Origin of the sequence: Paraburkholderia madseniana, assembly GCF_009690905.1 — a bacterium.
In the GTDB taxonomy this organism is placed as follows: domain Bacteria; phylum Pseudomonadota; class Gammaproteobacteria; order Burkholderiales; family Burkholderiaceae; genus Paraburkholderia; species Paraburkholderia madseniana.
On record NZ_VOSW01000135.1, the window covers coordinates 1 to 20,212 of the forward strand.

Below are 20,212 nucleotides of genomic sequence, written 5' to 3' on the forward strand. Positions count from 1 at the left end.
GGGCGGCAACCGAACAAACGACCGGGACGGTGAGGGAAAAACCCGTCGGCCGGGCCGTTTCGCTGATGGGCCGCGCCGCCGCCCCGCTGCAACGCGTCGCGCCGACAAAGCCGAGCCCGCCGCGCCTCACCGGACGCGCGGCGCGCAACGCACCCGCTGTGCCGACGCCCGTCGAAGTACACGAGCCGTCGCTCACGCCGATGCAACTCGCTCAACGCGCACTATCACCGGCAATTGCGCCGATCGAGACCACCTTTATCGTACTGGTCGTCACGATCTTCATCTTGTTGCAACGCGAAGACCTGCGCGACCGTTTGATCAGTCTTTTCGGCTCGCGCGATCTGCACCGCACCACCACCGCGATCAACGACGCCGCCGGGCGGCTCAGCCGCTATTTCGTCGCGCAACTGGGCGTGAATCTCAGCGCGGGCGGGATCATCGCCATTGGGCTCGCGATCATCGGCGTGCCGGGCGCGCTGCTGTTCGGCGTGATTGCTGCGTTGCTGCGCTTCGTGCCGTATATCGGCATCTGGATCGCCGCGATTCTTGCCGTGTTTCTCGCGGCCGCCATCCAGCCTCAATGGACGATGGCGGTCTATACGCTGATCCTGTTCATCGTCGTCGATGTGGTGGCCGGACAGATTGCCGAGCCGCTGCTGTACGGTCATCGCTCGGGGCTGTCGCCGCTGGCCGTGGTCGTGGCGGCGATTTTCTGGAGCTGGCTGTGGGGGCCGATCGGCCTCGTGCTGTCCACGCCGCTCACGCTGTGCGTCGTCACGCTGGGCCGCTACGCGGATCGTTTGAACTTTCTCACGGTGCTGCTGGGCGACCAGCCTGCTCTCACGCCTGCGCAGAACTTCTATCAACGGCTTCTGGCGGACGATCCGCACGAAGCCATCGTGCAGGCCGAGCGGTTGCTGCGCGAGATGTCGCTGATCGATTACTACGACAACGTCGCGCTGGAAGGCCTCAAGCTTGCGCGCAACGATGCGATGCGTGGGGTGTTGATGCCTGAGCAACTGGCGCGAATCAATGACGCACTGGTCGATATCGTCGAAAACCTGGAAATTGCCGACGGACTGCCGGATCGTCTGTCGCGCACGGAACCGGCCGACTCCGCTGGCGCAATGTCAGCATCGGCGACGGCCGATCTTTCGGATCGGCACGACAGCCACATTTCGGCCCATCCGCCGATGCACCATGAAACCGACAGGGCGTCGGTCCTGTGCGTGCCTGGACGCGGCGCGTTCGATGAGGTCACCGCGGCGATCGCCGTGCAATTGCTTGGCCGTCAGGGTCTCGCGCCGATGATCGCCACGCACTCGGGCTATCGCAGCGCGCATGCCGACGAACCGAGCTTCAAGGACGCGCCGATCATCTGCATCATCTCGCTCGACGCGCCGGAGTCACCGCCGTATCTGCGCAACATGCTGCGGCGCACGCGGGAATGGCGGCCGCGGGCGACCTTGGTTGTGGGCGTGGGTGGCGCACCGGAAGCCGGTCCGGAGATGGGTGCAACCGGCGCTTCGCACGCGGCGCCGACGTTCCGCGCGATGATCGAGGAATGCCGGATGGGAGCGAGCGTACAGCACTCGCGCCAGGCTTCGCATCTGGCCGGAGCGGACTAGGCGAGTCCGCGCGGACTGCATTGCGTGAATCAGAAAGGCCGCAGGGTGCGTAAGCGCCCTGCGGCCTTTTCTATCGCCGGAACGCAGGGGCCTTGTACCCAAAATGAGGACAGCCACGCGCCACCCCTCCTTCATACTTCACCTATCGATTCGCACCGCCTCCAGAGAGCACTCAAGCCACGGCGGGCAATCCATCGGCAGCGAAGATCCAGGAGACACGTATGAGCCGCAGTTTCAAACCCTATCCGTTCACGCCGCGTCACTATGCGGGCGAGGTGCCACCGCTGGTCGACGGGCGCGACCCTGTGCGGCGCGCCGTCGCGATTGTCGGGGGCGGTCCGGTAGGCATGACGCTGGCACTCGCGCTGGCTCGCCAGGGCGTACGCTCGGTGCTGATCGAAGCCGACGACGGCGTCTGCACCGGCAGTCGCGCGATCTGCATCTCACGCCGCAGCCTGGAGATTTTCAAACGCCTTGGCGCAGTGCACGGTTTTCTGCAAAAGGGCTTGCCATGGACCGGCGGCCGCAGCTTCTATCGCGATGCCGAAGTGTTCCGCTTCGCCATGCATCAGGACGACGAGCAATCGCTGCCGCCGATGATCAACATCGCGCAATACCAGATCGAGCAGTTGCTGCTCGACGAAGTGGAACACCATGCCGATCTGATCGAAATCCGCTGGCAAACCCGCGTGACCGGTATCGAACAACATGCCGGCAACGGCGCCACGCTCGACCTCAGCACCGGCGACACCGCGTGGAAAATGCGTGCAGATTGGGTCGTCGCGTGCGACGGCGGCCGCAGCACGATTCGCGAGGCACTCGGCCTCAAGCTCACCGGCACCACGTACGAAGGCCGCTACGTGATCGTCGATATCGAACTGGAGAGCGAGCGCGCCACCGAGCGTCTCGCCTATTTCGATCCGCCTTCCAATCCCGGCTCGACGGTGCTGGTGCACAAGCAGCCCGACAACGTCTGGCGCATCGACTACCAGCTTCGCGACGATGAAGATCCCGAGGCCGCGATCAAGCCTGAAAACGTCATGCCACGCGTGCAGAGCGTGCTCGACTCGATGGGCGAAACGGGCGAATGGTCGCCGATCTGGATTACGGTCTACAAGGCCAACGCGCTGACGCTCGAACGCTACCGGCACGGCTCGGTGCTGTTCGCGGGCGATGCCGCGCATCTCGTGCCGATTTTCGGCGTGCGTGGCGCGAATTCCGGCATCGACGACGCCGACAATCTCGGCTGGAAACTCGGTTGCGTCGTCAACGGCATTGCATCGGACCGCCTGCTCGACAGCTACAGCGACGAGCGCCTGTTTGCGGCGCGTGAAAACCTGAGCTACGGGATGAAGAGCACGGAATTCATGGCGCCGCCCTCGTTCGCGTTCGACCTGATGCGCAAGGCAGTTCTGGGCCTTGCCGCGCATCATCCGGCCGTGCGACCACTGATCAATCCGCGGCAGACGCATGCGATTGCGTATGCCCAATCGCCGCTGAATCGCGTCGCCGCCGTTGCATCAGGCGCGTTCGCCAAGGGTCCGGCGCCTGGCACGGTACTACCAGAGTGCCGACTCCAACGCACGTGCGACGGCGTACCAATCGATATCCATCTCACCGATCTGCTTGGGCCATGCTTCACCGCACTTCGCTTCGGCGCGGACACGGCGCAAGACGAAGCATGGCAGCAATTGCACCATGCGCTCGGCGAACATAGCATTCCGTTCAAGGCGATCACGCTGGTTACAGGCAATGCACCGCGCGCCACCGTCCCGCATGTGCTCGATCCGGCGGGACGCTTGCATGAGATGCTTGATGCCACGCCGGGCACCGTCTATCTGATCAGGCCGGACGGTCATGTGCTCGCCCGCTGGCGCAACGGCAACGCGACGAACGTGCAAAGCGCCGTGACGGCCAGCCTGACGAATTGACGCAAGAGGAACCCACACCATGACCGATAGCGAACTCGACCTCGTCTACACGACGCTCTGCAAGACACTGACCGCTGAAGGCGAAGCGCAAGCACCCTTATATCTGGCCCGTCTTGCGCTGCTGTGCGTGACGGAACTCGGCGATACGCAGCAAGCGCTGTCGTTGATCGAAGCAGCAAAGCTGCCAGCCTCTTCCGCAGTGGCTGCGTGATGCGGAAAGCCCTGTGCTTAAGACGCGAAACGTAAGACGAAAAAAAACCGCCCCATTGATCATGCGGGGCGGCTTCTTTTCGGAAGTCGGAACAACATTCACTGGCGGGGATACAACCCCAACGTACTCGCATGCAGGCGTGCGAGCCCGAGCAACGCGTCCGTGTATGGCGTCGGCACGCCGGTAAGCTGCCCCAGTTCACGCACCGCAGCCACCAGCGCGTCGAGTTCGACCGCCTTGCCCGCCTGTACATCCTGCAGCATCGAGGTTTTCATCGCGCCGAGTTTGAGCGTGACCTCGTGACGATCCGCCGGCGCCTGTTCGATCGGAATACCGAAACGTGCGCCGATCTCCTTCGCTTCCAGCATGATGCTCGTGACGAAGTTGCGCACCAGTTCGTCGCTGAGAATCCGGTCGGTGGTCGCGCCGGTGATGGCGCTGATCGGATTCATGGTCATGTTGCCCCACAGCTTGTACCAGACGTCGCGCTGAATCTGCTCCGACATCGACGCGTTGAAGCCCGCTGCGTCCAGCGTGGCGGTGAGCGTTTTGACGCGTTCGCTCGTTCGCCCCGACGCCTCGCCGACGATCAGCCCATTGCCCTGGTGATGCCTGATGACGCCCGGCGACTCGATCAGACAGCTCGCATGCACCACACAGCCCACTGTCTGCGCGGTCGGAATCGCGGCGGCGATCGCGCCGTCAGGATCGATCGACTTCAGCCGCTTGCCGGCGAAATCACGGCCGAGTCCGTCGCAGAACCACCATGGCACACCGTTCATTGCCGTAAGCACAATCGTCTGCGGACTCAGCAGCGGCGCAATATGCGCGGCCACAGACGCCATCGCCGGACCCTTGACCGCCACCACGACAAGGTCCTGCACGCCGAGATCCGCCGGCTGTTCACTTGCAGTCACCTTCACCGCGTGCGTCACGCCGCCTTCGATCAGACGCAAGCCGTGCTGCTGCAACTCACTGAGTGTCGCGCCGCGCGCCACCACGCTCACGTCGTGGCCGGCCTGTGCGACCTTCACCCCCATCCAGCCACCGATCGCGCCGGCACCGTAGATACCTACTTTCATTGCTTCAATCCTTGCTTTAATCGTCGGAGCAATCTTCGCCTCAAGTCTCGCGTTAATCCTTGCGCCGATTCTTGTGTTAATCCTCGCGTTAATCCTTGTAGCTCGCGTCGATGCGATCCACGCGCCGCACCAGTGCATCGAATACATCCTGTCCCGCACCGTGACGTGGATCGAATTGCAGGGAGTCGCGCGAGCAACGGATCGCCACGTCTTCTGGTACCGGCAGCGCGCGGCCCATCGAGAATGTGGCCATCTGGATTTCGCACGCGCGGTTGAGCGTCCACAGAATAGCGAAAGTCTGCGGCAACGTGTGGCCCCATGCCAGCAGGCCATGATTGCGCAAGATCACCGCTTGCCTGCTGCCGATATGTTCGAGCAGACGCGGCCCTTCCTCCGCATGCACCGTGATGCCTTCGAAGTCGTGATACGCAATGCGGTCATACAACTGCGCGCTATAGAAGTTGGTTTGCTCCAGGCCGTTTTCGAGGCAGGCCACCGCGACGCCGGCCGTGGTGTGCGTGTGCATCACGCAGTGCGCATCGGCCAGGCCTTCGTGAATCGCCGCATGCACGACGAAACCCGCAGGGTTCACCGGATACGGCGAGTTGTCGAGCACGCGTCCTTGTGCGTCGATCTTCACGAGATTGCTCGCCGTCACTTCGCTGTAGTGCAGGCCGAACGGATTGATCAGGAAATGCCGCTCGCCGCCGCTCACGCTCGTCGGCACGCGCAATGTGATGTGGTTATAGATCATCTCGGTCCAGCCGAGCATGTCGAAGATGCGATAGCACGCGGCCAGTTGCACGCGCGCCCGCCATTCGTCGGGGTGCATCCCGGCGGCCTTTTTAGGGCTCGCCGTCGGCATTTCAAGAGTCGTCATCAGGGTCTCCGTTTTTATCGTTCGTTATAGGCAAGCCGTTGCGAGTAATAGCCGTTATGCGCCTGCCACCACCGCCGCGATCGACGACGCCACATAGCCGGCATTGCGCGCATTCAATCCGGCGACGCACATGCGTCCCGAACGCAGTACGTACACGGCGTATTCGCTGCGCAAGCGCTCGACCTGGGCTTCGCTCAATCCCGTGTACGTGAACATGCCGCGCTGCGCGACGTAACGCGCGCGCATCACTTCATCGACGCGGCCTGCTAGGCCTTCGTGGATCGTGCCGCGCATGGCGAGAATCCGTTCGCGCATGGTGGCGAGTTCCGCTTCCCAAGAGGCACGCAAGGACGCGTCGGACAGTACGTTGGCGACGAGGCGCGCACCATGCGTCGGCGGATTGCTGTAGTTGGCGCGCACCGTCGACATCAATTGACCGAGCACGCGAGCCGCTTCTTCCTTGCTCTTGCACACCACGCTCAGCGCACCGCAGCGCTCGCCGTACAGCGAGAAGTTCTTCGAAAACGAATTCGCGGCGATCAAGGGCACGCCCGCATCGGCGAGCAGGCGTACGCAGGCGGCATCCTCCTCAAGGCCTGCGCCGAAACCCTGATACGCCATGTCGACAAACGCAATCAGTTTGCGGCGCTGCAATACCGGCACCAGTTCCGCCCATTGCGCCGGGCTCAGATCGACGCCGGTCGGGTTGTGGCAGCACGCATGCAGCAGCACGATGCTCTGTTCCGGCAAGCGGTCGATCGTGTCGAGCATGTCAGCGAAACGCAAGCCACCGGTGTGTTCGTCGTAGTACGGATACGTGTTGACCGTGAGGCCCGCGCCTTCGAACACCACGCGATGGTTTTCCCAGCTCGGATTGCTGATCCAGATCTGCGAGGCCGGGAAATAACGCTTCAGAAAATCCGCGCCGACTTTCAGCGCACCCGAACCGCCGATGGTCTGCAAGGTCGCGATCCGACCCGCGGCACGTGCTTCGTGGTCCGCGCCGAACACCAGAGCCTGTGCTGCGTCGCGGTAGAGCGGCAGGCCCGCCATCGGCAGGTAGGAGCGTGGGCCGATCGATTCGAGCAGCGCGGTTTCGGCGCGCCGCACGGCGTCCATCACCGGCAGCTTGCCGGCGTCGTCGAAATAGATGCCGATGCTCAAGTTGACTTTGTTGGGCCGCGGATCGAGTTGAAAATCCTCGTTCAGGCTCAGAATCGGGTCGCCCGGATAGGCGGGAATGTGGTCGAACATGGCAATTCCTTGAGTGGAGCCCTGCATGTGGCTGGATTGCGGCCTGCGTATACCCTGAGTGTGGACTTGTTGCAGGCTGGTCGTAGCAGCGTGGGCGAGTCGGAAGTCTAAGCGGGTTTCCTGCTTCGCGTCGATGAGGACAAGTGTCGACCAATGGCACGCTATCTACAATCAATCGATTTTTCACGATTCGTAAGTTTTTCTTTAGAATCGCCTGATGCCACTCACACGCGTCACCATCCGTCAGTTCGAAGCGTTTCTCGCCATCGTCGATTTGCACAGCATCGGCGCGGCGGCGGAACGGCTCGGGCTGACCTCGTCGGCGGTCAGTCAGTTGCTGGCCGAACTGGAAACGGAACTGGGCTTTCGCCTCTTCGACCGTACGACGCGGCGCGTCAATCTGTCGAGCGCGGGGCAGGATTTCCTGTCGTCGGCCGAATCGGTTTTGCGCCATGTGCGCGCCGCCGCCCAGTCCGCCGACGACATCCGCAATCGCGCGGCCGGGATCGTGCGAGTCGGCGCGCCGCTGGTGCTCGCGGCGACCGCGCTGCCGGCGGCCATCGCCGAATATGCGCGCGACAAACCGAAAGTGGTCGTGCGCATATGCGACACCGTGGTCGAACAGTTGGTGGAGCGTGTGGAAAGCGGCGACGTGGATCTCGCGATCGGCCCGGATCGTCAGAGCGGCACGCGGGTGCGTTGCGATCCGGCCTTCGCGAGCCCCTGGGTGATGTGGTGCGCGCCGACGCATCCGTTGAACACACGGCGCCGGGTGCAGTGGCAGCACTTGCGCGGCGTGCCGATTGTTGCCACCGGCCGCGACCACGAGCGTGCAGTCGAACAGATGCTGGCTAATCTGCCGGCGGAGGCACGCATCATTCCCGTGGACGTGGTGGACAACGTAACCACAGCGTTCGGTCTGGCTTCGCAGGGGCTTGCTGTGACGCTCGCGCCCGCCTATGTCGCGCCGCTCGCGCGAACCTTCGGGCTGGTGATGAAGCGGATCGTCGATCCTGAAACGATCCGTGAAGTGTGCGTGTATCGTTCGACCGAACGTGCGCTGTCACCGCCCGCGGATGGATTCGCGGAATTCATCATGCCATGGCTGAAGCGCTGGGATCGCGAGACGCAGGTCGATGCGCGGGCAAAGCGCGGATGATTTTGTCGACGCGAGCTCAATAGTGCTTCGGCGGCTCTTCTTCGACCGTCTCGCAGCTAATCTACGGCTGCAAATTCGGCGCGCCGGTTCAAGACCGCTCAGGCAGCAGACATAACGCGAACAACTGGCGCTGGCTCGAGATCCCCAGCCGCGCGTAAGCGCGCTTCTGATACGTAATCACGCTGGTGGCCTTGACGCCCATTTGCTCCGCGATCTCGGCGGCGCTGGCGCCTTCGAGCGTGCCGCGCAGCACGTCGATCTCACGCGGCGTCAGCGCCGGGCAGGCACGTCTGACCCGTGCCAGCATCGCGGCTGCCGTGCCTTGCTGATGCTGCCCATTGAGCGCGTAATGGCTTTTTACAGCGTGCGCGAACAGATGCGCCATGCTTTCCACATGCTCCAGTTCGCCTGGCTGAAACACGCCGTATGCGCTGTCACGATACAGATTGATCGACAGCCAGACGCTTTCCATCGGTTGCAAAAGCAGCGACAGCCGGTCGGACACGTTGGGCTGCGCGTAGCAGGCGGCGCGGTACGCTTCGTTTTCGATTTCTTCGCTTTGCTGCTGATGCAGCACTAACGCCTCGCGCGCCTGCTTCGCTTGCGAGCCGCCGACGATGGCGCGGTTTCCGTCGAGCGCATAAAAGTGCGTGGCGTAGCGATCGGCGACATCACGAAGGAAGCGGCCGCCGCGATGGTCGGCGGCGGAGACGGTGCGCGGTCTCGCGTCGAACTCGTACGCGAAAACCGTGCACTGCGACACGGGAAGCGTGTCGCCAACCGTTTTCAGAATGCTTGCAGCAAGCGCGTCCGGGTCGTCATGTGAGATCGACATGACGAGGTCGGTAACACGCGAGGTGTTGATGTGCCCGCTGCGGGCCGGTGTGGATATGCGCCAGGAACGCATGATGATGGCGAGGTCACGCTACGTGGAGTTTGGTCCGGCAAGCGTAGCACAATGAAGCATTGCACCTGATGCTGCTCTGCCTGCACGGCGAAAACCGCTCACGCTGCCGAGCCCTCGCAAACCCTTCGGCGGGGGATATAGCTACAACGTCCCCAACTTGACAGCAAGGAAATCGACCAGCAGCCGGGTCCTCTGTGGCAGCCGCCGCGTCCTCGTCCACATTGCATGCAACGGCAAAGGTGTCAACTGAAAATCCGTGAGCAAAACCTCAGCCTTGCCTGCCTCGACCCATTCCTGAATCTGCCAGAAGGCAGCGACCCCAACCCCCATACCACCCAGCACGCCCGCATTCACCGCCGCAACCTGATTGCTGTCAAAGCGCCCCGCCACGTTCACCGCAATTTCGTTGCCGTCCGGCGACGTAAACACCCACCGCCCGGGATGCGGCACGCCCGTTCGAACGACACAATCATGTCTCACCAGATCCCGCGGATGCGACGGTCTGCCGTGTTCGGCAAGATAAGCCGGCGCTGCGAACACCACCCGCCGAAGCGTGCCGATCCGCCGCGCCACCAGCCGTGAATCAGGCATTTCGCCTATGCGGACCGTCACGTCCGCGCCGGTCTCTGCCGGATCGCGATACTCGTCGCTCAGATCGAGCGACAACGCCAGTTGCGGATGACGCTGCAAAAATTCCGCGACAAGCGGCGCGACGAATTTTGGTCCGAACAGTGTGGGCGCATTGATGCGCAAACGCCCGGTGAGCCTGTGCAATTCCTCCGCGAGTTCGGTGCGCGCCAGTTCGAGTTCGGTCAGCGCGCCTTTGACGCGTTCGTAAAAACGCATGCCGGCCTCGCTCGGCTGCGAAGTGCGGGTGGTTCGCACGATCAGGGTCGATCCGTGCGCGCGCTCGAGCACCTGAAGCGAGCGGCTGACAGCCTGCAACGACCGGCCAAGCCGGCGCGCGGCGTTCGTCAGACTGCCCTCCTCGACCACTGCCACCAAGGTTTCCAGATCGCGCAATGCATCCATCGGCGATTCTCCCGTTTATCGTGAGGATGTATCCAATTCCGTGCGAATTGTGTTTGTCTGATGGGAGAGTAGCATCGATTCACTTTGACTTTACGGGTAGCCCGGCGATGGACTCATCCACGATTCAATGCCCGACGGCAGCCCAAGCGGCTACGCCGCCGGCACAGAGCGTTCCGACCGCGCGCTTCGCCGCGATGGTCGCGGTTGCCGTGCTGCCCCTGTATGCGTCACAAACGTTGATTGGCCCGCTCGACGCCTCGCTGCATCTCGGCGCATGGACCACGCTCGTCACCGCATTGACGCTGTTCGGCTATGCGGTCGGCCTCGTCGGACTTGTACCGCTGATCGACCGCCTGCCCAATCGGCCTCTGATTGCGGCGACGTTGTTCGCGCAGATCGCGTGTCTTGCGCTGGCCGCCATCGCGCCGCTCGCGCCGGTGTTTCTGGCGGCGTCGTTCGCCGTCGGCGTGACGTCGAGTGTCGTGCAGATGCTGGTGCCCGCCGCGGCGTCGCTCGCGCCGCCGGCTTCGCGGGGCAAAGTCGTCGGCAATGTGATGAGCGGTTTGATGCTCGGCATTCTGTTATCACGGCCGCTTGCCAGTGTGATCGGCGGCGCACTCGGCTGGCGCGCGTTTTACGCAGCCGATGCTCTGCTGCTCGCTGCTGTCACGCTCGTCGTGGTGCCACGGGTGCCGGATAGCCGTCCCGTCGGCGCGCCGCCTTATGCCGCGTTATTGGCGTCAATGGTGCGACTGGTGGCGCATGAGCCCGTGCTGCGCCGCCGGGCGTTGTATCAGGGCCTGCTCATGGCCGGCTTCAATGCGTTCTGGAGCAGCGTTGCCATTGTCCTGACGCGCGCGCCACTCGGGCTGAACAGCACCTCCGTCGCGCTCTTCGCGTTAGCCGGCGGCGGCAGCGTGTTCATCGCACCATTGGCAGGCCGTGCCGGCGACAGGGGCTGGTCGAAGCCCGCCAGTATGCTCGCTCACGCGGTCGCCATCGCAGCCGCACTGCTGGCGGCATTGGCGCTGACTTCGGGTGTGTCGCGCGTCGCATCGATCACCATGCTGGCTGTGGCCGCATTCTTCATCGACGGTGGCGTGATTGCCGATCAGGCGCTTGGTCGGCGCGCAATCAATCTGCTCGCGCCCGAATCGCGTGGCCGGGTGAATGGGCTCTATACGGGGCTCTTTTTTGTCGGCAGCGCGGTAGGCGCCACCAGCGCCGGGCCGGCGCTCGCGCGTTGGGGCTGGCCGGGTGTGTGCGTCGCCGCGTTGGGGTTTTTTGCTGCGGCAGCGGGGCTGCATCTGCGCGACAGTTCGCGTGGGTGCGACACATGATCGATCTTGTGACCGACCGGAGGCGCGTGTTCATGACGTCCACACGCGATGCCATTCGGCGGCCTTGATACGGTCTTCAGCACCTGGAGCGACGCGCCAGAATCGCGCGCCTGCGTCCATACCCTCAAATAGAGAACCGCTGCATCAGAAGCGATAGTTAATGGAAATATCGGCCACACCGGTGGCCCTGCTGTGCGTAATCGGACTATTGCCCGCGCTGCCGACCAGTTCTTCAAATGCGCCGTCGGCAGTGGCAAACCAGTGCTTGTCGAACAGCCACACTGCGCTAATGCCGAAACCCACCGACTTGAAACCGGCACTCGCGTGATACTGCGAGTATTGCGAGTGCGCCGCCTGATTCTGATTCACACCGTACCAGCTGTTCATGTACTTGGAGTCCGCGAGTGTCACGTTCGGCCCGGCAAACCAGAAGAATTGTTTGGTGCTGCCCGGCATCGGCAAATAGGCGCCGAGATCGCCGATCCAGCCGTTCGAGCCGCCGAAATAGCGTCGGACGTCGGCGCGCAGCACGAGCGGGAAATCTTTCGACACAACATATTCCCCCGCGAGTTTGACGCCCGGCGCCTGATTGATGTTGCCGAGACCGTTCAACTCCTCCGGATCGTCATGGCCGCGACGCCCGAGATCGTAGACGACCCCGAGACTCGCGCGCCAGTTCTGCCCTTGCGCGAAATTGACCCCAAGGCCTTCGCCGCTCGAAAAGTAGAACAGATCCTTGTAGCGCACGTCGATGCTCGGACCGGCCATTACGTGATACCGGTCGGAACCCTCATAACGCGGCTGGAACGACGTTGCCGCGCCGATACGCACCTGCCATTCGGGAATATCCGGCTGCCACATCTTCTGCAGCGGAATGCCCACCGAATACTGCCATTCGCCCAGCGGCGAAGGAGTTTGGGCCAAGGCCGAAGCCGGCAAAACGCCGATACCGCCGAGGGTCACGGCGACCAGCGATGTTGCCGCGATGCTTGTTTCTTTTTTGCGAATCTTGCCGATCCGCTTTCTACGGCTGTTCGACACCGGAAGCCTCCGTTCCTCGCGTATCGCGACGGGGTTTAGGTTCTCACCCGAGGTCCGCAATGGATTGCAAACTTCCAGGTGACCGCTGCAATGCTACGCGCGGCACGTAATTCTTTCAGCGAACGACACGCACTGCCGGCGAAACGCGCTGTCCGAACCTGGTGCCGCCCAGCGTAAATTGGGCATCTGCACGAACAGAGACGTGCGAAAGAATTGCCGACGTACGCTCCTTTGCAAAATGCGGGCCTGGTCGCCGGAAAGCCGGCTTGGATCGGCTTCGGTTGGATCGGGTTGGCTCGATGAGGTCGGACAGGAGAATCGCAAGGCAGCCCGGCGGTCGCTGCCAGGCGTGCCGTGGCGATGTTGAGAGGCAGAATACAGTCGCAAAAAAAATCCGGCGCCGCGCGATGCGGCGCAGGAACAGGGCGATTAGCGCCGGTGCGGCGTTCACCTCTTTGCAGCGCTGCCTTGTTATTTTGCTCTATTGCGCTGCTGGACGGCGCCGATTTGTAGCGCCGGCTTACTGTGCCGCTTCGACCAGCACGGGCTTGTCGCGATAGAGATTCGGAAACAGACGCTTCAGGTTGGCGACCTTCGGCATGTCGTTGATGGCGATATACGCGGAGTTCGGATGCAGCGTCAGGTAGTTCTGGTGGTAGGACTCGGCAGGATAGAAGCCCTTGAACGGCTCCGTTTTCGTGACGATCGGCGCCGGGAAGGCATGCGCCTTCTCGAGTTGAGCGATATAGCTTTGCGCGACGTGCCGCTGCATGTCATTCAACGGGAACACTGCCGAGCGGTATTGCGTGCCGCTGTCCGGCCCCTGGCGGTTCAACTCGGTCGGGTCCTGAATCACAGAAAAGTAGACCTGTAACAACTGCCCATAGGTGACCTTGGTGGGGTCGAACGTGACCTGCACGGATTCCGCGTGGCCGGTTTCGCCGCCACTGACGGTCTCATACTGTGCAGTGTCGCGCTGGCCGCCCGAATAACCCGACACCGCCTTCGTGACGCCCCCCACGTGCTGGAACACGCCCTGCACGCCCCAGAAGCAGCCGCCCGCGAACACGGCGGTTTCTTCGTGCGCGGTTGTGGCGGAGATCGGTTCGTCGACAGCGGGCGGCGCAATGACAACCCCAGCTTCCGACGAGAATGCCATGCGCTGCGCCAGCAGCAGCGCCAGCGCGCCGAGCCCGACCGAAAGCGCGATGGCCGCCCCGCGCGAGCGGGCCGGTTTGCCGATGATGCGTTTCTCGATGTTCATGATGTCCGTCCTGATTCGATCAACTCGTGCCGCGCGCGGCAGGCGTGAAAGTCAACGCGAGGCCGTTCATGCAATAGCGCAGGCCGGTCGGTTTGGGGCCGTCGTCGAATACGTGACCCAGATGGCTGCCGCAGCGCCGGCACAGTACTTCGTCGCGCGTCATGCCGAACGACTTGTCGGTATGCGTGATGACTGCGTGATCCATCGGCTGCCAGAAACTGGGCCAGCCGGTGCCGCTATCGAACTTCGTCTTCGACGAAAACAGCGGCAGCGCGCAACCGGCGCACCCGAATGTGCCGGCGCGGTGCTCGTCGTTCAGTGGGCTGCTGAATGGGCGCTCCGTGCCCGCTTCGCGCAACACGCGGAATTGCGCGTCCGTGAGCAGCTTGTGCCATTCGGCGTCGCTGTGCGCGACCTCGTAGGCCGCCGCTGTGCCTAGCTCCGCTGCGCCTGCCGTGCGCCAAGCCGCGGTGCCGCCGGCGAGCGACGCCGCGCCGATTAACCTGAAGAATGTCCGTCTGTTGCAAGCCATGATGATCGCCCCGGAAAGTCCGTACCGTTCACCCGTTCAGGCGCTAAGCGCGCCGCCCGCGAGTGGTCCCGACACTTAGTCGTCCAGCAAGGGGATTTATGACAGCATGCGCGTCTTTTTGCGTGACGGCAGCGGCTACAGCGGAAATTTGGTGGTCGACAGGATTTCCTTGAGCACCATGAACGAGCGGATTTGACGGACGCCGGGCAAGTAGAGCAACTGTTCCGCATGCAGCCGATTGAAGCTGTCGCTATCGCGCGTGCGGATCGTCATGAAATAGTCGAACTCGCCGGTCACGACGTGGCATTCCATGCACCCTGCCACCTTCTGGGCCGCCTTCTCGAACTCGGCAAACGACTCCGGCGTAGACCGATCCAGCACCACGCCGATGATGACCAGCATCCCCGCCCCGGCCGCCTTCGGGTCGATCAACGCGACGACACCGCGAATCAGCCCCGACTCCTTCAGCCGCTCGACGCGCCGCAGACACGCCGGTGCACTCAGTTTGACTTTGGCCGCGAGCGCGACGTTCGAGATCGACGCGTCGGTTTGCAGTTGACGCAGGATCGCCCGGTCGATGCGGTCGAGCGTGTGAAGCGGATCGGCTTCCGCGGATGAGGGTGCGGCGGCAGTCATCGATACACCACGAACTTTTGTTGCGCTCATTGGTTCCTGTCCGGATTTTTATTAGGTCATTTTTGAATGAATAGTTTTAAAAGTATGTCGAATGGAATTTATTTGCAAGCTCATTTCTAGCGCTTTTCCCTACCATTTGTTGTAACGCGACTGCTTGCTGCTCGCGTCAAACCTACAATTTCGGAGCTGCCATGAACCTGCAACGATTCCCTCGCTACCCGCTGACTTTTGGGCCCACGCCGATCCAGCCGCTGAAGCGTTTGAGCGACCACCTGGGCGGCAAGGTGCATCTCTATGCGAAGCGCGAGGACTGCAACAGCGGCTTTGCCTTCGGCGGCAACAAGACGCGCAAGCTGGAGTATCTGATTCCGGAGGCGTTGGCGCAGGGTTGCGACACGCTGGTGTCGATTGGCGGCATCCAGTCGAACCAGACCCGCCAGGTAGCGGCGGTCGCGGCGCATCTGGGGATGAAGTGTGTGTTGGTGCAGGAGAACTGGGTCAACTATTCGGACGCCGTGTACGACCGCGTCGGCAACATCCAGATGTCACGCATTCTGGGCGCGGACGTCCGCCTGGTTGCCGACGGTTTCGACATTGGTTTTCGCAAGAGCTGGGAGGATGCACTGGAGAGCGTACGCGCCGCGGGCGGCAAGCCCTACCCGATCCCGGCCGGCTGTTCCGACCATCCGCTGGGCGGCCTCGGCTTCGTCGGCTTTGCTGAAGAAGTCCGCCAGCAGGAAGCCGAACTGGGCTTCAAATTCGACTACATCGTGGTGTGTTCCGTCACCGGCAGCACCCAGGCCGGCATGGTAGTGGGTTTCGCCGCCGACGGCCGCGCCGAGCGCGTGATTGGCATTGATGCATCCGCGAAACCGGCACAGACGCGCGAGCAGATCACCCGAATCGCGAAGCAGACGGCAGAAAAAGTCGGCCTGGACCGCGACATCACGAGCGAGGACGTGGTACTGGACGAGCGCTACGCCGGCCCCGAATACGGCTTGCCGAACGAAGGTACGCTGGAGGCGATCCGTTTGTGCGCGCGACTCGAGGGCGTGCTGACCGACCCTGTGTACGAGGGCAAATCGATGCACGGCATGATCGACATGGTGCGAAACGGCGAATTCCCGGAAGGCTCACGGGTGTTGTATGCGCACTTGGGCGGCGTGCCGGCGCTGAACGGCTACAGCTTCATTTTCCGGAACGGGTAAGCGGCGGTAGGTCTGGGAGCGGCGAGTGGCGGACGGTGATTAGTTTGCCGCGGCAAGGTCCGCCGCTGCTCCGCGAAGTGTCGCTGATCAGCGGCGAAGCCGAAGCCTGAAACGCAGCGGGCGGTTTTTGAAGTACTCTTCGGCGCGCGCGGCGCCGCCGGAAGTATGACGCCCTTGTCACTAGCGCATGCAGGTGCACGAACACAGATTCCAGATGCACCACTACCCGTTGCAAACTACGGGACCCACTTAGCAGGAGTGGTTTGAGCTGCTTTCTCTTGCCTACTTCTCTTTGCAGCCGGCAAAGAGAAGTAGGTGCCGCCCCGCACAGGGGCAACGCTAATAGACCACAAACAAAACAAGGAAAGGCCAAAGCCCTAGGCACACAGACAAACAAGCGCCGCGCAGGCAAAAAAAATCAAACCACTAACCTCTTCCTCAACTCCCCCCGCAAAAACTCAACAAAAACCCGAATAGTGACAGAGCTCTGCCGATGCTGCGGATAAACAGCATAAACAGTCGCCGCCGAAGGCAAAAACTCCTCAAGAACAGTCACCAGCAACCCACTCCCAACCGCATCAGCAACAATAAAATCAGGAAGCCGAACAATCCCCAACCCAGCCACAGCTGCATCGCGAATCAACTCCCCATTATTAGCCCGAAGCGGCCCATTCACCTCAACTCCCTTCGAGACCCCATCAACAACAAAATCCCAACTCACAACCCCACCATGCCCATACAACAGACATGAGTGCCGAGCAAGGTCAGCAGGCACAACCGGCGCCCCCCGCCGCCGCACATACCCCGGACTACAACACACCACCATCCTCACATCGACGAGCTTCTGCGCAATCAACGTGGAATCCGGCAACGTACCAATCCGAATCGCCATATCGAACCCCTCGCCCACCACGTCGACGGTGCGATCGCTCAACTCCATATCGAAGCGCACGTCGCTATGCTCGCGCAGAAAGCTCGCCACCAATGGCGACAGATGCATCATCCCAAACGACATCGGCGCACTAACCCGCAAGAGCCCGCGCGGCCCAGCGCGCCGCAACGACATCGCCTGCTCAGCGTCTTCCACCTCACCGAGAATGCGCCGCGCACGCTCATAGAACTCCTGACCGAGCTCGGTCACGGCCAGCTTGCGCGTGTTGCGGATCAGCAATTGCACGCCAAGCGCCTCTTCCAGCGCCATGACTCGCCGGCTGACGAACTGCTTGGACAGCGCCAGCCGCTTTGCCGCGGCGGTGAAGTTATGGGCGTCGACCGTGGCGACAAAGATCCGCATATCATCGAGTTGCATCGTATTGTCCACCTCATGGAGACAGTGTTTCCAGTTCTAGACCGATTATAACCATCCTGATTGACCTACACTGTCTTTCATGGATCGCGGCCAAACATCTGGCCGGATCGCACAACAGAACCAAGGAGAAATACGATGATCGAAATCAGACACGCCAATCAACGCGGCCGCGCGGAGCACGGCTGGCTTAGCTCGCGTCATACGTTTTCCTTCGCGAACTATCACGATCCGAAGCAGAACGGCTTTTCCGACCTGCTCGTGATCAACGACGACCGTGTCGCACCGGCGCAAGGTTTCGGCAAGCACCCGCACCGCGACATGGAGATCTTTTCATACGTGCTGGAAGGCGCGCTGGAACATAAGGACACGATGGGCACCGGCTCGGTGATCGTGCCGGGCGACATCCAGTTGATGAGCGCGGGAACCGGCGTCGCGCATAGCGAATACAACCATTCGAAGACCGACCCGGTGCACTTCATGCAAATCTGGATTGCGCCGGCGCAGAAAGGCACGACGCCCCGCTATCAGCAACGGCGCTTTGGCGCGGACGAGAAGCGCGGTGTGTTGCGCCTCGTGATGTCGCCGGACGGTGCGAACGACTCGCTAGTGCTGCAACAGGACGCGCGGATCTATGCCGGTCTCTTCGACGGCGACGAAACTGCGCACCTCGAACTGGCCAGTAATCGCTATGCTTATATTCACGTGGCGCGCGGCAGCGTCACGGTGAATGGCGTCGAGCTCGGCGAAGGCGACGGCGCGCGGATCCGCGGCGAAGAAGCCCTGACCTTCACGCAAGGTCACGACGCGGAGGTGTTGGTGTTCGATCTGCGTAACATTGAAGTATCGGAGTTGTGGGCTTAAGCGGCTCAATCCTGTCGATAGATCTGGCCGGCTTAAGCGTGGCTCGCCGCGAAGTTTGCGGCGAACCGCACCGTCCCTTACCTACAGAGAAAAATCATGCGCTATACGCTATTTGAAAACCAGAAAGATACAGTCATTCTCGTCGCCCGCATCCTGTTGATGGTGCTGTTCGTGATGTTCGGCTGGTCGAAGCTGACCGGCTTTTCCGGCACCGTCGCTTATATGACGTCGACCGGCGCGCCTGCGCCTGAGTTGTCCGCAGTTATCGCCGTCGTGATGGAATTAGTGGTGGGCATCGCGCTGGTGGTGGGCTTCTATACGCGGCCGCTTGCGTTGCTGCTTGCGATCTATACGCTGGGCGCGGCAATCATCGGCCATCACTTTTGGAATATGACGGGCGCGATGCAGTACGACAACATGATCCACTTCTACAAGAACATCAGCATCATGGGTGCACTGCTGTTGTTATGCGTGACCGGGGCCGGTAAGTATTCAATCGACCGACATTAAGGCTGCGCTGCCGGCCTTCGATAGGCTCGGTAAAAAAGCCGCCCGGCATTGCCCGGGCGGCTTTCTCTTTGCAAGAAACAACCCACGTTAGCCGGCAAACTGCGCCAGCACGAGCTCACGAATTGCCGGCCGGATATTCGACTGTGCCATGTTGCCTTGATAATGCGCGACCACGCGCGGGTTCATCACGCGAAACCACAGTGGCGGCACGTACGCGAGCATGATCATCGTCGCGTAACCGGAGGGCAATTGCGGCGCGCCGTCGAAATGACGCAGTGCCTGATAAGAGCGCGTCGGATTCGCATGATGATCGGCGTGACGCTGCAGCTGATACAGAAACAGATTCGTCACGATACGATTGCTGTTCCATGAGTGCTGCGGCTGGCAGCGCTCGTAACGGCCACTTGCGAGTTGCTTGCGGCCGAGCCCGTAGTGCTCCAGATAGTTGACCACTTCGAGCAGCGAGGCTCCGTACGCTGCCTGAATCAGCAGAAACGGAATCACCGTTTTACCGAACAGCGCGATCATCGCGCCCCACAGCACGACGGTCATCGCCCACGAGTGCAGGACTTCATTGCGCCATGTCCAGGGCGATTTGCCGAGGCGTTCGAGCCGATGCTTCTCGAGCCGCCACGCCGACGCGATGCTGCCGAATACCGTGCGCGGCAGAAACCGCCAGAATGATTCGCCATAGCGCGCGCTCGCCGGATCGGGCGGCGTAGCGACACGCACGTGGTGTCCACGATTGTGTTCGACGAAGAAATGGCCATAGGCGACCGGCGCCAGCGTGATCTTGGCGAGCCATCGTTCGAAACCATCAGTCTTGTGACCTAGCTCGTGCGCGGTATTGATCGATACGCCAGTCGCTGCGCCAAGCGAGAGAGCAAAACCCAGATAGTCGTACCACGTCAGAGCGTGCGTGCCGACGATCCATAGCGCGCCGAAGAACGACACGTATTCGATGAAGGTGGCCAGATAGACCACGCGGCGGTAATAACGCTCCCGTTCGAGCGTGGGGACGACCTCCTCGGGCGGATTGCTCGGATCGTCACCGATCAGATAGTCGAGCACCGGGATAATGCCGAACACGAAAATCGGCCCGAACCACCAGAAAATATGCCAGCCAGTCTGCAACGCCAGATTGGCCGCATGCAGCGGCAAGGTGATGGTGAGTGCGCCCAGCAGCCACAGATAGCGCTTGCTGTCGACCCACCGAGCGGGGGCCGCTTGCGATGTTGCCATTGTCTCCCTCCTTGTTTTATGTCGCCTGGTATCGGCAAGCTGTGCGCTTGCGAGCCAGTACGCATGTCGGCGGGACCGTGCCCGACTCCCAGATTTATATGGCCTGACGGGTGGGATAGCCAAGGAATTGGCCTAGATGGGAGGCTCCAAACGAAGGGGCCGTTGATGGGGCATTCGGGGTGGGG

General features: G+C 62.0%; 19 protein-coding genes. 8 read left to right on the forward strand and 11 right to left on the reverse strand.

Annotated elements, in window-relative coordinates; translation table 11 throughout:
- The 3 genes from FSO04_RS40410 to FSO04_RS40420 form a co-directional block, all read left to right on the forward strand.
- Nucleotides 1-1,628 (forward strand): AI-2E family transporter (locus tag FSO04_RS40410; protein WP_154567016.1); only part of this gene is annotated, 1,628 nt, incomplete at its 5' end.
- Nucleotides 1,629-1,849: 221 nt separating this feature from the next.
- A complete protein-coding gene (locus tag FSO04_RS40415; protein ID WP_154567017.1) occupies nucleotides 1,850-3,559 on the forward strand; it encodes an FAD-dependent oxidoreductase in 1,710 nt (569 codons plus the stop codon).
- Nucleotides 3,560-3,578: 19 nt separating this feature from the next.
- Complete coding sequence (locus FSO04_RS40420) at nucleotides 3,579-3,770, forward strand: hypothetical protein (RefSeq protein WP_154567018.1); 192 nt, start codon at nucleotides 3,579-3,581, stop codon at nucleotides 3,768-3,770.
- Nucleotides 3,771-3,868: 98 nt separating this feature from the next.
- Here FSO04_RS40420 and FSO04_RS40425 read toward each other — a convergent pair whose 3' ends face one another.
- The 3 genes from FSO04_RS40425 to FSO04_RS40435 all read right to left on the reverse strand — a co-directional run bounded on the left by FSO04_RS40425 (nucleotide 3,869) and on the right by FSO04_RS40435 (nucleotide 6,986).
- Entirely contained in the window at nucleotides 3,869-4,852 is a 984-nt protein-coding gene (locus tag FSO04_RS40425; protein ID WP_154567019.1) for a 2-dehydropantoate 2-reductase, read from the reverse strand.
- Nucleotides 4,853-4,940: 88 nt separating this feature from the next.
- A complete protein-coding gene (locus FSO04_RS40430; RefSeq protein ID WP_154567020.1) occupies nucleotides 4,941-5,732 on the reverse strand; it encodes a class II aldolase/adducin family protein in 792 nt (263 codons plus the stop codon).
- A 54-nt stretch (nucleotides 5,733-5,786) separates the two neighbouring features.
- Nucleotides 5,787-6,986, reverse strand: coding sequence for an amino acid aminotransferase (locus FSO04_RS40435; RefSeq protein WP_154567021.1), 1,200 nt, complete (start codon nucleotides 6,984-6,986; stop codon nucleotides 5,787-5,789).
- A 217-nt stretch (nucleotides 6,987-7,203) separates the two neighbouring features.
- On the opposite strand from FSO04_RS40435, the gene FSO04_RS40440 reads away from it, so the two are divergent.
- Complete coding sequence (locus FSO04_RS40440) at nucleotides 7,204-8,145, forward strand: LysR family transcriptional regulator (RefSeq protein ID WP_154567022.1); 942 nt, start codon at nucleotides 7,204-7,206, stop codon at nucleotides 8,143-8,145.
- An 88-nt stretch (nucleotides 8,146-8,233) separates the two neighbouring features.
- Here FSO04_RS40440 and FSO04_RS40445 read toward each other — a convergent pair whose 3' ends face one another.
- Together FSO04_RS40445 and FSO04_RS40450 are read right to left on the reverse strand one after the other, a co-directional pair.
- Nucleotides 8,234-9,052, reverse strand: a complete 819-nt coding sequence (locus FSO04_RS40445) for a helix-turn-helix transcriptional regulator (RefSeq protein ID WP_154567023.1) — start codon at nucleotides 9,050-9,052, stop codon at nucleotides 8,234-8,236.
- Between the two features lie 141 nt (nucleotides 9,053-9,193).
- Nucleotides 9,194-10,084, reverse strand: a complete 891-nt coding sequence (locus FSO04_RS40450; protein ID WP_154567024.1) for a LysR family transcriptional regulator — start codon at nucleotides 10,082-10,084, stop codon at nucleotides 9,194-9,196.
- A gap of 107 nt (nucleotides 10,085-10,191) precedes the next feature.
- On the opposite strand from FSO04_RS40450, the gene FSO04_RS40455 reads away from it, so the two are divergent.
- Nucleotides 10,192-11,424 (forward strand): MFS transporter, encoded by a 1,233-nt coding sequence (locus FSO04_RS40455; RefSeq protein WP_166618357.1) that lies wholly within the window; start codon nucleotides 10,192-10,194, stop codon nucleotides 11,422-11,424.
- Between the two features lie 144 nt (nucleotides 11,425-11,568).
- On the opposite strand, the gene FSO04_RS40460 is transcribed toward FSO04_RS40455, so the two are convergent.
- The 4 genes from FSO04_RS40460 to FSO04_RS40475 form a co-directional block, all read right to left on the reverse strand.
- Complete coding sequence (locus tag FSO04_RS40460) at nucleotides 11,569-12,465, reverse strand: MipA/OmpV family protein (protein WP_168435996.1); 897 nt, start codon at nucleotides 12,463-12,465, stop codon at nucleotides 11,569-11,571.
- 520 nt (nucleotides 12,466-12,985) lie between these two features.
- On the reverse strand, nucleotides 12,986-13,729 hold the full coding sequence (msrA, locus tag FSO04_RS40465; RefSeq protein ID WP_154567027.1) for a peptide-methionine (S)-S-oxide reductase MsrA: 744 nt from the start codon (nucleotides 13,727-13,729) through the stop codon (nucleotides 12,986-12,988).
- 19 nt (nucleotides 13,730-13,748) lie between these two features.
- Entirely contained in the window at nucleotides 13,749-14,261 is a 513-nt protein-coding gene (msrB, locus tag FSO04_RS40470) for a peptide-methionine (R)-S-oxide reductase MsrB (protein WP_154567028.1), read from the reverse strand.
- Nucleotides 14,262-14,396: 135 nt separating this feature from the next.
- A complete protein-coding gene (locus FSO04_RS40475; RefSeq protein ID WP_154567029.1) occupies nucleotides 14,397-14,927 on the reverse strand; it encodes an Lrp/AsnC family transcriptional regulator in 531 nt (176 codons plus the stop codon).
- 161 nt (nucleotides 14,928-15,088) lie between these two features.
- Between FSO04_RS40475 and FSO04_RS40480 the strand changes: the two genes are divergently transcribed.
- Nucleotides 15,089-16,105 carry a 1-aminocyclopropane-1-carboxylate deaminase gene (locus FSO04_RS40480; RefSeq protein ID WP_154567030.1) on the forward strand — a complete coding sequence of 339 codons (1,017 nt, stop codon included), beginning with the start codon at nucleotides 15,089-15,091 and terminating at the stop codon, nucleotides 16,103-16,105.
- Nucleotides 16,106-16,523: 418 nt separating this feature from the next.
- Here the strand turns inward: FSO04_RS40480 and FSO04_RS40485 are convergent, their stop codons facing one another.
- Nucleotides 16,524-17,414 (reverse strand): LysR family transcriptional regulator, encoded by an 891-nt coding sequence (locus tag FSO04_RS40485; RefSeq protein ID WP_154567031.1) that lies wholly within the window; start codon nucleotides 17,412-17,414, stop codon nucleotides 16,524-16,526.
- A gap of 135 nt (nucleotides 17,415-17,549) precedes the next feature.
- On the opposite strand from FSO04_RS40485, the gene FSO04_RS40490 reads away from it, so the two are divergent.
- Both FSO04_RS40490 and FSO04_RS40495 read left to right on the forward strand, forming a co-directional pair.
- On the forward strand, nucleotides 17,550-18,275 hold the full coding sequence (locus FSO04_RS40490) for a pirin family protein (protein WP_154567032.1): 726 nt from the start codon (nucleotides 17,550-17,552) through the stop codon (nucleotides 18,273-18,275).
- Nucleotides 18,276-18,371: 96 nt separating this feature from the next.
- A complete protein-coding gene (locus FSO04_RS40495) occupies nucleotides 18,372-18,785 on the forward strand; it encodes a DoxX family protein (protein WP_154567033.1) in 414 nt (137 codons plus the stop codon).
- Nucleotides 18,786-18,872: 87 nt separating this feature from the next.
- Here the strand turns inward: FSO04_RS40495 and FSO04_RS40500 are convergent, their stop codons facing one another.
- Nucleotides 18,873-20,027 carry an alkane 1-monooxygenase gene (locus FSO04_RS40500; protein ID WP_154567034.1) on the reverse strand — a complete coding sequence of 385 codons (1,155 nt, stop codon included), beginning with the start codon at nucleotides 20,025-20,027 and terminating at the stop codon, nucleotides 18,873-18,875.
- Nucleotides 20,028-20,212: the final 185 nt, after the last annotated feature.

Coding starts and splice junctions, on each gene's coding strand:
- FSO04_RS40480 (WP_154567030.1), top strand. CDS start 15,089: ATGAACCTGCAACGATTCCCTCGCTACCCGCTGACTTTTGGGCCCACG.
- FSO04_RS40475 (WP_154567029.1), bottom strand. CDS start 14,927: ATGAGCGCAACAAAAGTTCGTGGTGTATCGATGACTGCCGCCGCACCC.
- FSO04_RS40425 (WP_154567019.1), bottom strand. CDS start 4,852: ATGAAAGTAGGTATCTACGGTGCCGGCGCGATCGGTGGCTGGATGGGG.
- FSO04_RS40490 (WP_154567032.1), top strand. CDS start 17,550: ATGATCGAAATCAGACACGCCAATCAACGCGGCCGCGCGGAGCACGGC.
- FSO04_RS40495 (WP_154567033.1), top strand. CDS start 18,372: ATGCGCTATACGCTATTTGAAAACCAGAAAGATACAGTCATTCTCGTC.
- FSO04_RS40430 (WP_154567020.1), bottom strand. CDS start 5,732: ATGACGACTCTTGAAATGCCGACGGCGAGCCCTAAAAAGGCCGCCGGG.
- FSO04_RS40450 (WP_154567024.1), bottom strand. CDS start 10,084: ATGGATGCATTGCGCGATCTGGAAACCTTGGTGGCAGTGGTCGAGGAG.
- FSO04_RS40415 (WP_154567017.1), top strand. CDS start 1,850: ATGAGCCGCAGTTTCAAACCCTATCCGTTCACGCCGCGTCACTATGCG.
- FSO04_RS40500 (WP_154567034.1), bottom strand. CDS start 20,027: ATGGCAACATCGCAAGCGGCCCCCGCTCGGTGGGTCGACAGCAAGCGC.
- msrA (WP_154567027.1), bottom strand. CDS start 13,729: ATGAACATCGAGAAACGCATCATCGGCAAACCGGCCCGCTCGCGCGGG.
- FSO04_RS40440 (WP_154567022.1), top strand. CDS start 7,204: ATGCCACTCACACGCGTCACCATCCGTCAGTTCGAAGCGTTTCTCGCC.
- FSO04_RS40435 (WP_154567021.1), bottom strand. CDS start 6,986: ATGTTCGACCACATTCCCGCCTATCCGGGCGACCCGATTCTGAGCCTG.
- FSO04_RS40485 (WP_154567031.1), bottom strand. CDS start 17,414: ATGCAACTCGATGATATGCGGATCTTTGTCGCCACGGTCGACGCCCAT.
- msrB (WP_154567028.1), bottom strand. CDS start 14,261: ATGGCTTGCAACAGACGGACATTCTTCAGGTTAATCGGCGCGGCGTCG.
- FSO04_RS40455 (WP_166618357.1), top strand. CDS start 10,192: ATGGACTCATCCACGATTCAATGCCCGACGGCAGCCCAAGCGGCTACG.
- FSO04_RS40445 (WP_154567023.1), bottom strand. CDS start 9,052: ATGCGTTCCTGGCGCATATCCACACCGGCCCGCAGCGGGCACATCAAC.
- FSO04_RS40420 (WP_154567018.1), top strand. CDS start 3,579: ATGACCGATAGCGAACTCGACCTCGTCTACACGACGCTCTGCAAGACA.